This is a genomic window from Bacteroidota bacterium, from assembly GCA_016194975.1.
Taxonomy (GTDB): Bacteria; Bacteroidota; Bacteroidia; order Palsa-965; family Palsa-965.
Window position 1 is genome coordinate 1 of the sequence record JACQAM010000027.1, and the last position, 10580, is coordinate 10580.

Consider the following 10580-nt stretch of genomic DNA (forward strand, 5'->3'; position numbering starts at 1 on the left):
GAGAAGGTCCCAAGGGTTCGGCTGTTCGCCGATTAAAGTGGCACGCGAGCTGGGTTCAGAACGTCGTGAGACAGTTCGGTCCCTATCTGTTGTGGGCGTAGGAGATTTGAGGGGACCTGACTCTAGTACGAGAGGACCGAGTCGGACAAACCGCTAGTGTGCCTGTTGTGCCGCCTAGGTGCAGCGCAGGGTAGCTATGTTTGGATGAGATAAGCGCTGAAAGCATATAAGTGCGAAGCTCGCCTCAAGATGAGATCTTCCTTAAGAGCCGTAAAAGACTATTACGTTGATAGGCTACAGGTGTAAAGGCAGTAATGTCAAAGCTGAGTAGTACTAATTGCTCTTGAGTCTTTCTTTGAACGCCGCTTTTGGTGTAATTCCTTCCAATATGTTTTTAAAAACTTAAACCAGAAATTTAAACTGGTAAAAATTCATGGTGGCTATAGAGACGGGGATCACCTCTTCCCATATCGAACAGAGAAGTTAAGCCCGTCATCGCAGATGGTACTGCCCTACAAGGTGGGAGAGTATGTCGTCGCCAGTTTTAAACGAAGCCCCGATTCATCTGAGTCGGGGCTTCTCTTTTTTAATTACTTCACATCTCCCCACATCTTACGTTTGTATTTTTACAGAATTACTACACTTCGAACCGTGAGAAAAATATTATTGAGAATTCCTCTTTTCTTTCTTAGCGCACTGTCCATTCCATCCTTCTCACAGAATAAATCGATCACAAAAAAAGATACACTAACCGTTCCAGCCGATTCTTCCGTTTTTTTTTCTTTCAAAGAAGAATCATTCGACTATGGAAATTATATCGGGAAGCAAGAACGCTTGACCAATTATCTGGACGATTTTCAGAATTATCATGCAAGAAATTCTTCCCTCGGTAATTCAGGATCACCAGAGAGATCATTAAATCTTCTGTTGGATTCAGAAGCCGGTTTTCAAAGAGGGATCGATCACACAAAAAATTTCGGATTCAACGAGAACAATAGAAAATTCTACACTTCAGAAAAACCGTACACAAAACTTCAATACATTCTTGGACAGAAACAGGAAAATAATATCTGCGTCATTCACGCTCATCCACTCGGAAAAAATTGCAATGTTGCTTTTGGCTTTGACAGGATACGGTCGACAGGATCCTATAAAAATCAGAATACAAATAACACCAGCATTGATTTGAATGGATGGTACCGCTCTCCCGGACGACGATATGCATTGCTTGCAGATGTTTACTGGACTGCCGACAATTATGCCCAGAACGGAGGACTCGTGAGTGACTCCGCTTTTGAAAATAAAAAAGAACTCGATAATAAACTGGTTCCGGTTTATCTCACTACTGCCAATACAGAACAGCGTTCACGTGAGGCATGGATGAAACAATATTGGGCCTTCGGTTCGATCGTTGATACGATTTCTACCAACGATAGTGATCACGTCGCAACAAAAATTCTTCCCTCCTGGGCGATCGTGAATACATTAAGTATAAAAGATCAGAGTTTTGTTTTTTCTGATAAAGACACACTCTCCGGTTATTTCCCTGCAGTTTATAGAGATTCCGCTCAAACAAAAGATTCAACATACATGTGGAAATTCACCGGCGGATTGTGGGTGGAACGCTTCAATAAAAAAAATAATTCCGGCGATAAAAGAATTTTTTCAGGAAAAACTGGCGTGCGTTTTGAATCGGGTGAGATTTTCAATGACACGATCTACAAACATTTTCAGAATATTTTCCTTGATGGACAAGCTCTCTTTTATTTTTCGCGATCAGAAATCATTCATGCTGTTCTCATCAATGGAAATTATGCCATCAACGGATATAATTCGGGAGATTATTATTTTCATCTCGCTGCCTCCACGGATAAATTCAACAATAATATTTCTTTCAATTCGCAGGTCATCTCCTCGCTTAAACACCCGGATTTTATTTACTCACACTATTCCGGAAATCATTACCGATGGGAAAATGATTTTTCACAAACTGCTTTCACGCGCATTGAATTAAACGCCGTTCAACAACAGGAGGCGACAGATAATTTTTTCACCGCAGGAGTTTCCTGGAATAATTATTTTAAACCGCTTTACTTCGACTCTCTTTATTTTTTGCCGGCGCAGTACAGCGGATCTTTCTCTGCTTTCGAAATTCACGGAACCATTCTTGCCGGAACGAAACACATCCGGTCAAAAACAACTTTGTCGTTCAATAATTGCAATAAAAATTCGCCGATCCATCTTCCTGTTCTTACTGCCCGCGAATCATTTTATGTCGATGTGCAGATCTTTCATTCAGCGCTTCGTCTCCAGGCAGGCGTCGACGCTTTTTATACTTCTTCTTTTTATGGTGATGCCTGGAACGTGGGTCTGTCGCAATTCCAATTGCAGAACAGAACACTGATTGGCAATTATGTTTTCCTGGATCCGTGGCTGAGTTTCAAAGTGAAACCTGTTCGCGTTTTTGTGAAAGCTGATCATGTGAATGCAGGATGGTTCGGCCGGAAATATTATCTCATCGAACATTATCCTCAATTTGATATGATGCTGAAGTTCGGCGTGTCGTGGGTGTTTAACGATTGAGTGAAGATGTTATTTCTCCAATGATCTTCACAGTTGCTCCCTTGTTTTTTTCAACGTACTCTTTTGCGATGAGCGAACTTGAAGTAAGAAAGTATTCATCCCCTGCCAGCTTTTCAAATAATTTTTTCAGATCAGAAATATCGTTCACACAAAATGCACCGCCCGACTCAAGCAAGCTTATCGCTTCATGGAATTTTTCGTGATATGGGCCGAATATGACCGGCATTCCATAAACAGCTGCTTCAAGAATATTGTGAATGCTTTTTCCGAACCCGCCGCCCACATAAGCGATCTTCCCGTAATGGTACAGCGATGAAAGCATCCCGACGTTGTCAATGACCAGGATTTTTTTTCCGCTGATATTTTTTTCATCGGCATTCGAAAAACGAATCATTTCATTTTCAGCGACACCATTTTTCACCAGATTCATTTCAATTGAATCGATGTGATCTTTACCTGTTTCATGCGGGGCAATGATCATTTTCCATCCGCTATGCAACAGATTCTTTATCGCGGGAAAAAGTTTTTCTTCGTCGGCAGGCCAGGTACTTCCTGCAACGAGCACTTTCTTCGAAGGACCGGAAAAATTTTCCGCAAGTGGAATTTCTTTAAATACTTCAGCGATCGAAACAACACGGTCGAATCGCGTATCGCCCGCAACTGTAAGCTGCGACACGTGGATCGAATTCAGAAGTTCAACCGATTTTTTTTCCTGCGTGAATACATGTGAGAATCCTCGTAAAGCTTCACGGAAAATATTACCATACCATTTGAAAAAAACCTGGTCATTACGGAAAATTGCCGACACCAGGTAATGCTTTATTTTTTTTCTTCGGAGAACAGAAAGAAAATTAAGCCAGAACTCATACTTGATGAAAACTACGAGAGAAGGATTTACGATCCGGATAAATCGTTCTGCTTTCCGCTGCGTGTCGAGTGGAAGATAACTCACCACATCAGCCCCGTCATATTTCTTTCTGATCTCGTAACCCGACGGAGAAAAAAAAGTGAGAAGGATGAGGTGATCCGGAAATTTCTTTCTGAAATTTTCCATCAGCGGACGCCCCTGTTCGAATTCACCGAGGGAAGCGCAATGAAACCAAGCCACCGGGCGCACATTCGCGGAAAATTTTTTTTCGAGTTCTGAAAAAAGAGATTTTCTTCCACTCGCCCACAAGCGCGCTTTTTCATTGAACAATGCTGCGATGCGGATCGCAATTCCGTAAAAAAAAAATATTGAGCGAATACAGCGCCCTCATCCGGTCAGTTGAAATAATATTTATCCGTGCTCCTTTTCGCAATAAGAATATTCCACCCGAGCCTTCCGCCCCACAGCATATCGAAACGATGTTGCGTGTCGGCACGATTCAGATCATAATCCCACGAACGCCGGCTGTGCGTGAACGCTTCAGTGATCTCGAACCCGGCGTAGAAATTCGAAAAATGATTTTTGCTCATGAACCAGTACCCGGCAAATTCATTGAAAGCAATTCCATTGGTAAGCCGGTCATATCCTTTCAGGTAATCTTTTGTAAGCTGTGGCGTACGTCCTCCATTATCAATAATGCGGATGCGGTGCTGGAGAATACCTATTCCTCCCGATAAATAAATTCCGCTGTTGCGATTCGGTGAAAGCATCGTGGGTACCGTAATAATTTTTCCTGCATTCAGATTGAAAGAAAATCCTCTTTCGAAAATGCGCACATCAGCAAATTTTCCTTCCTTGTCAATGATGTGCCCGTCCTGAGTCATGATGCTGTCGAGTATTCCGTTCTCGCGTACATCTTTCCCGAAAATGTAGGTCCATTGCGCAGCGTAATTGAAATTCTTTTTTGTCTTGTATGAAAATGTGGAACCGATCGCCATATTATTGCCGAAACGTTTTGCAAGATCACCGCCGGGAATTTCATAACTGTAATTTGCCGAGATCGCAAACGCGCGGCGCACAGAATCGGGCGCATGCACCTGCGCACGCACAACGCACAACGCACAGGAAAAAATCAGCAGCAGAAAAATATTTTTTCTCACGCGGTAAAGATAACCTTTTTGATGCGCTCCATTGGAGAAAATCGGGTTCATTCCTTCAAAATGACTATCTTCGCAACTTAATTCACCGGCGGATTTTAATGGAAAAAACAGAGAAGAAAATCCAAATGGTCGATCTCTTCGGCCAGTATGAAAAGATCCAGCACGAGATCGACAATGCTGTTCTCCGCGTGATCCGCTCCTCCTCTTTCATCAACGGACCCGAAGTAAAAGCTTTCAAAACTGAATTCGAAAAATACCTCGGTGTGAAAAGGGTCATTCCCTGTGCCAATGGAACTGATGCGTTGCAGATCGTGATGATGGCGCTCGGGCTCCAGCCGGGCGATGAAGTGATCACCGCCGATTTCACGTACGTTGCTACTGCAGAAGTGATCGCTCTTCTCGGGCTGCGTCCTGTTCTCGTGGATGTTTATCCCGGAACTTTCGATATCAACGTTGAAGCAATTGAAAAAGCAATTTCACCGAAAACGAAAGCGATTGTTCCTGTTCATCTTTTCGGGCAATGCGCCGATATGGAACGTATCATGCAGGTGGCAAAAAAAAATAATTTATTCGTGATCGAAGATGTGGCGCAGGCCATCGGCGCTGAGTATACTTTCAGTGACGGAAGAAAACAAAAAGCAGGAACGATCGGTGATGCCGGATGCACTTCATTTTTTCCTTCTAAAAATCTCGGATGCTACGGCGATGGCGGTGCAGTTTATACCAACAATGAAGCGCTCGGAGAAAAGATTCGCATGATTGCCAATCATGGACAGCGTGTACAATATTATCATGAGGTGATCGGCGTGAATTCACGTCTCGATAATATTCAGGCCGCTGTACTCCGCATAAAACTTCCGCATCTCGATGAATATGCTGATGCAAGAAAACGCGCGGCAGAATTTTATGACAAAGCATTTGCGGGAAATAAATTCATCACTACGCCCGCACGGGTGAAACACAGCGATCATGTCTTTCATCAATACACGCTTCAATTGATTGGAGTGGATCGTGGAAAATTACGCGAACATCTCGCAGCAAAAGGAATTCCTTCCATGGTGTATTATCCCGTGCCGCTTCATTTGCAGAAAGCATTTCTCGATCCGCGCTACAGAGAAGGAGATTTCCCGGTCACGGAAAAATTATGCGCGACAGTTCTTTCATTGCCCATTCACACCGAACTCAGCGCAGAAACGCAACAGTATATCGTGAACAGCGTGCTTGAATTTTTACCGAATTAAAAAATCTGGTTATGAATATTGCAGTCGTTGGAACAGGTTATGTAGGATTGGTGACAGGAACCTGTCTTTCAGAAACAGGAAATCATGTGACCTGCGTGGACATTGATGCAGAAAAAGTGGAGAAGATGCGCGACGGTATCATCCCGATCTATGAACCGCATCTCGATCTTCTCTTCGAAAGAAATATCAAGCAGGGACGTTTGCATTTCACCACTCATCTGGAAGAGGCAGTCGCAAAAGCGAAAATTATTTTTCTTGCTCTTCCAACTCCGCCGGGTGAAAATGGTTCCGCCGATCTTTCTTATGTGCTCGGTGTTGCCGAACATCTCGGAAAGATCCTGAAAGAATATACCGTCATCGTCGATAAGAGTACCGTTCCTGTTGGAACTGCAGAAAAAGTTCACGCCGCAATAAAGAAAAATGCAAAAACAGATTTCGATGTAGTTTCGAATCCTGAATTTTTACGCGAGGGATTTGCAGTGGATGATTTCATGAAGCCCGATCGCGTGGTGATAGGAACAGGAAGTGATCGCGCAAAAAAACTCATGGAAGAATTGTACAAACCCTACGTTCGCCAGGGAAACCCGATCCTTTTCATGGATGAAAAATCGGCAGAGTTGACCAAGTATGCGGCGAATGCTTTTCTTGCCACGAAAATTACTTTCATGAATGAGATCGCAAATCTCTGTGAAAAAGTCGGCGCCAATGTGGATATGGTGCGCATCGGAATCGGTTCGGATGATCGTATCGGCAAACGTTTTCTTTTCCCGGGCATCGGTTATGGCGGAAGTTGTTTCCCGAAAGATGTGCAGGCACTCGCACGTTCCGCAAGCGAAGTGAAACAGGAAATGAAAATTCTGAATGCCGTGATGGAGATCAATGAAAAACAAAAAACAGTTATCGTTCCGAAAATCAGCGAGTATTTCAAACACGATCTCAAAGGAAAAAAAATAGCAATGTGGGGACTTGCATTCAAACCCGACACCGATGATATCCGTGAAGCACCCGCTCTCTACATCATTGAAGAATTGCTGAAAGCAGGAGTGTCGATCGAAGCATACGATCCGGAAGCGATGGACAACGTGAATAGAATTCTCGGCGACCGCATCGATTATGGTATGGACGAATATGCCGTGCTCGAAAAAGCAGATGCACTGGTCATCTGCACCGAATGGGGATTGTTCCGTACACCCGATTTCGAGCGGATGGGCACGCTTTTGAAAAACAAAGTTATCTTCGATGGAAGAAACCTCTATTCACCCGAACAGATGAAAGAACTCGGATTTTATTATGCAAGCATAGGAAGGGAGATCGTGAAGTGATCAGGCGGTTCAAAAAATTACGGACACGCGGAGCCGTTGCGGCTAGTTCCCCGCACCTGATCAAAAAGATGCTGGACGAGATCGATTTCTCCAGTACGGAAACGGTGGTTGAATTCGGCGTCGGTGACGGATGTTTTACAGAAGAGATTTTGCGCCGCATGCCGAAAGATTCCAAACTCATCTGTTTTGAAATAGACGCCGATTGCTGTAAAGTGGTGCGTGACAAGATCAGTGATGAACGCCTAATCCTCCTCGAGACGGGTGCGGAAAATGTAACCGCCGAATTGAAAAAACTGGGAATGAAAAAAGCAGATGCCGTTGTTTCTTCATTGCCACTCGCCGTGATCAAAAAAACAATTGTGCGAAGTATCATCCGGCAGGTGAAAGCCCTGCTCGGTAAACACGGGCGTTACGTTCAGTTCCAGTATTCGCTGGCCAGCAACCGTGACATCAAAAAATATTTTTCTTCTGTCGAGCGGAAATTCGAACTGCTCAATATTCCACCGGCCATTATTTATTCCTGCAGGAACTGATCCCATGTGCTGTCTTTCCCTTTTTTCCGGTGTTCCTTCGAATGAAAGTTTGAAAGAAAATAAAAATCCTTTTCACTGATGAGTGCAGAACTCGATCCGGAACCAAAGAAGCGTGAAGGATGGTTTGCTTCGCATTTTAAAAGTATTCGTGAAAAATTTTCTGACGATGAACGAACGGAACTGAAAATAATTCTTCCGCTTTCGCTCGCCGTTTATTTTCTCCTCGCATATTGCTATCCTACAACGCACATCACCGCCGATTCGGGCGACTATGTAGCGTGTGCGCAGGCGAATTTATTCGGCGGATTCCGCCCGGTTGGCTATTCGTGGTTCCTGCACGCTGTTCATTTTTTTTCTCACGCACTTGCATTCGTCAACCTGGTGCAATTCTGTTTTCATATCATCGCTACGGTATTTTTTGCATTCACGGTTCGGCAATTTTTTCCTCCTGCATCCAAATGGATGTTCCGCATTTTTTTATTCCTCGTTGTTTTTAATTTCACTGATCTGCACATGACCACCTGGCTGCTCAGCGACAGTCTAAGCGCATCACTTACTTTTTTTTCATTCACATTGTTCATCCGCATTCTCATGGAGCCGCACAAATGGATGATGACCGGAGTTTTTCTCGTCGTTATTTTTTTTCTCTGCAAAGTGCGCTATGCGAGCCTCGCGTATCTGCCGGCGTGTTCACTCGTTTTTTTATTCGCCCATCCTTTCCGAAAAATAATTGTTCATGTGCTTCTTTGCGGAATTGTTTTTGCCGGCGTGTGGTTCAGCAATGTGCTGGAGAATAAAATAATATTCAGCGAAAATACTTTTTCAGCTTTCGGCGGATGGGCAAAAGCAAATGACGCAAGTATTTTATTGCCATACATTGAAAAAATAAAACCCGACGAGTGGAATGATCAGGAAGCAGAACAGGCCTACGATTTCATCCGCAAATTCAGCGACACGTGTTTCACGGAAGAAAAAACATTCAACACCGATTTCATGTGGAATAATTCAGGACCGGGGAAATATTATTTTAATTTGATGCGTTTTATCAATCGCAATAGTACGGAGATGTACACGAAAACATGGGTACACACCGGTTGCGTTTATGATAAGTATGCTGCTGTATTGATCAGGAAATACCCGGGAAAATATTTCCGGTACTTCATTCTGCCGAATGCCAAACGGCTTTTTGTTCCCCATAATGATATCACACCTTTTAATATTGCCGCTGTTCCGGCTGTTTGTAAAAAGTGGTTCGGAATTAAGTACGATCACTTTTATGTGAACTGCGATTTTTTTCTGCCGCTTGAAAAATCCGGTTATTACATTTACCAGTTGTTTTTCACTTTGCTGTTTCCGGTTTTCTTCATTTGTTTTTTCTTCCGGAAAAAATTAAAGATCGATGCAAACGAAAAAAAAATATTAGCGGCGCTCGCGGTCTTTCTTATTTCCGGTTTTCTTCTTCTCATTTGGGCGCACCCTGTCATGTACCGCTATGTTGCGTGGCAGAAAATACTTTTTCTTCTTCCGCTTTATGCCCTCGTCAATGCGGTAATTCGCAGGAAAAAGAATGAATCCTTACCTTCGTGAAATAATTTCAGATGATGAATTCAAAACGCGTTCTCATTACCGGTGCAGCCGGATTTCTCGGATCACATTTGTGCGATCGCTTTATTGCGGAGGGCGCGCGTGTGACAGCGATGGATAATCTCATTACCGGCGATCTTAAAAATATCGAACATCTTTTCGGAAATAAAAATTTCGAATTCTATCACCACGATGTTTCTAAATTCGTTTTCGTTCCCGGAGATCTCCATTACATTCTTCATTTCGCTTCACCGGCATCGCCGATCGATTATCTTAAAATTCCTATTCAGACTTTAAAAGTTTCTTCACTCGGTACGCACAATCTTCTCGGACTTGCAAAAGCGAAGAAGGCGAGAATTCTTGTTGCTTCCACATCGGAAGTTTACGGCGATCCCGCTGTTCATCCGCAAACAGAAGAGTATTGGGGAAATGTAAATCCTATTGGCCCGCGCGGAGTGTATGACGAGGCGAAACGTTTCATGGAAGCGATGACGATGGCGTATCACACGTATCATAATTTGGAAACGCGCATCGTGAGAATTTTCAATACGTACGGGCCACGCATGCGCCTGAATGACGGGCGCGTGTTGCCGGCGTTCATCGGGCAGGCGTTGCGCGGAGAAGATCTCACCATTTTCGGCAACGGAACGCAGACAAGAAGTTTCTGTTATGTCGATGATCTTGTCGAGGGAATTTTCCGTTTGCTTATGAGCAATTATTCGAATCCTGTCAATGTCGGAAATCCGTCGGAGATCACGATCAAAGATTTTGCGGAGGAAATAATCAAACTCACCGGAACAAAACAGAAAGTGGTTTACCGCGATCTTCCGCAGGATGATCCGAGACAACGACAGCCCGATATTTCTCTCGCAAAAAAAATTCTGAAATGGGAACCGAAAGTGGATCGTGCAGAAGGATTGAAACGGACGTATGCGTATTTTAAAAATCTTTCGAAGGAAGAGCTTTACAAAAGTGAACACCGCGAGTTCGGGAAGAAGTAGGGCGTGCCCCTTCGGGCCGGGCTTTCCGCTTGTAGTCCTCGCCGGTTTTTTTTTCTCGACAAGTTTCATCCGCTGTGGGCTACCGCTGCAATCCCTCACGCAGAAAAATAATTCCTGATTTCCGGAAATCTGTGGCAATATTTCCATTTGCCTATGAACCTAAGTTGAAATTAATCTGTGTTTTAACCTGTGAAAATCTGTGGCAATATTTCCATTTGCCTATGAACCTAAGTTGAAATCAATCTGTGTTTTAACCTGTGAAAATCTGTGGCAATATTTCCATTTGCC

The 10580-nt window shown here is 43.6% G+C and carries 8 protein-coding genes and 2 rRNA genes; 8 read left to right on the top strand and 2 right to left on the bottom strand.

Annotated elements, in window-relative coordinates; all coding sequences use genetic code 11:
* The 3 genes from HY064_17195 to HY064_17205 form a co-directional block, all read left to right on the top strand.
* Positions 1-357, top strand: a 23S ribosomal RNA gene (locus HY064_17195); the annotation flags it as partial.
* Between the two features lie 75 nt (positions 358-432).
* Positions 433-544, top strand: a 5S ribosomal RNA gene (rrf, locus tag HY064_17200).
* Positions 545-651: 107 nt separating this feature from the next.
* Positions 652-2583: a hypothetical protein gene (locus HY064_17205; GenBank protein ID MBI3512401.1), complete on the top strand. Its 1932-nt coding sequence runs from the start codon at positions 652-654 to the stop codon at positions 2581-2583.
* On the opposite strand, the gene HY064_17210 is transcribed toward HY064_17205, so the two are convergent.
* Both HY064_17210 and HY064_17215 read right to left on the bottom strand, forming a co-directional pair.
* Positions 2573-3829: a 3-deoxy-D-manno-octulosonic acid transferase gene (locus tag HY064_17210; GenBank protein MBI3512402.1), complete on the bottom strand. Its 1257-nt coding sequence runs from the start codon at positions 3827-3829 to the stop codon at positions 2573-2575. The two genes, HY064_17205 and HY064_17210, sit on opposite strands and share 11 nt — an antisense overlap.
* Before the next feature lie 17 nt (positions 3830-3846).
* Complete coding sequence (locus HY064_17215; protein MBI3512403.1) at positions 3847-4662, bottom strand: hypothetical protein; 816 nt, start codon at positions 4660-4662, stop codon at positions 3847-3849.
* Between the two features lie 74 nt (positions 4663-4736).
* On the opposite strand from HY064_17215, the gene HY064_17220 reads away from it, so the two are divergent.
* From HY064_17220 to HY064_17240, 5 genes are all read left to right on the top strand, one after another.
* Positions 4737-5852, top strand: a complete 1116-nt coding sequence (locus HY064_17220) for a DegT/DnrJ/EryC1/StrS family aminotransferase (protein MBI3512404.1) — start codon at positions 4737-4739, stop codon at positions 5850-5852.
* Between the two features lie 11 nt (positions 5853-5863).
* Positions 5864-7174, top strand: coding sequence for a UDP-glucose/GDP-mannose dehydrogenase family protein (locus HY064_17225; GenBank protein ID MBI3512405.1), 1311 nt, complete (start codon positions 5864-5866; stop codon positions 7172-7174).
* Positions 7171-7707: a methyltransferase domain-containing protein gene (locus tag HY064_17230; protein ID MBI3512406.1), complete on the top strand. Its 537-nt coding sequence runs from the start codon at positions 7171-7173 to the stop codon at positions 7705-7707. Before HY064_17225 ends, HY064_17230 begins: the two co-directional genes overlap by 4 nt.
* A gap of 78 nt (positions 7708-7785) precedes the next feature.
* Positions 7786-9294, top strand: a complete 1509-nt coding sequence (locus HY064_17235) for a hypothetical protein (GenBank protein MBI3512407.1) — start codon at positions 7786-7788, stop codon at positions 9292-9294.
* Positions 9295-9308: 14 nt separating this feature from the next.
* Positions 9309-10292: an SDR family oxidoreductase gene (locus HY064_17240; protein ID MBI3512408.1), complete on the top strand. Its 984-nt coding sequence runs from the start codon at positions 9309-9311 to the stop codon at positions 10290-10292.
* The last annotated feature ends 288 nt before the right edge of the window (positions 10293-10580 follow it).

Bases quoted from the DNA above. Each gene is read 5' to 3' on its own strand.
- HY064_17225 (MBI3512405.1), top strand. From the start codon at position 5,864: ATGAATATTGCAGTCGTTGGAACAGGTTATGTAGGATTGGTGACAGGA.
- HY064_17215 (MBI3512403.1), bottom strand. From the start codon at position 4,662: ATGAACCCGATTTTCTCCAATGGAGCGCATCAAAAAGGTTATCTTTAC.
- HY064_17220 (MBI3512404.1), top strand. From the start codon at position 4,737: ATGGTCGATCTCTTCGGCCAGTATGAAAAGATCCAGCACGAGATCGAC.
- HY064_17240 (MBI3512408.1), top strand. From the start codon at position 9,309: ATGAATTCAAAACGCGTTCTCATTACCGGTGCAGCCGGATTTCTCGGA.
- HY064_17235 (MBI3512407.1), top strand. From the start codon at position 7,786: ATGAGTGCAGAACTCGATCCGGAACCAAAGAAGCGTGAAGGATGGTTT.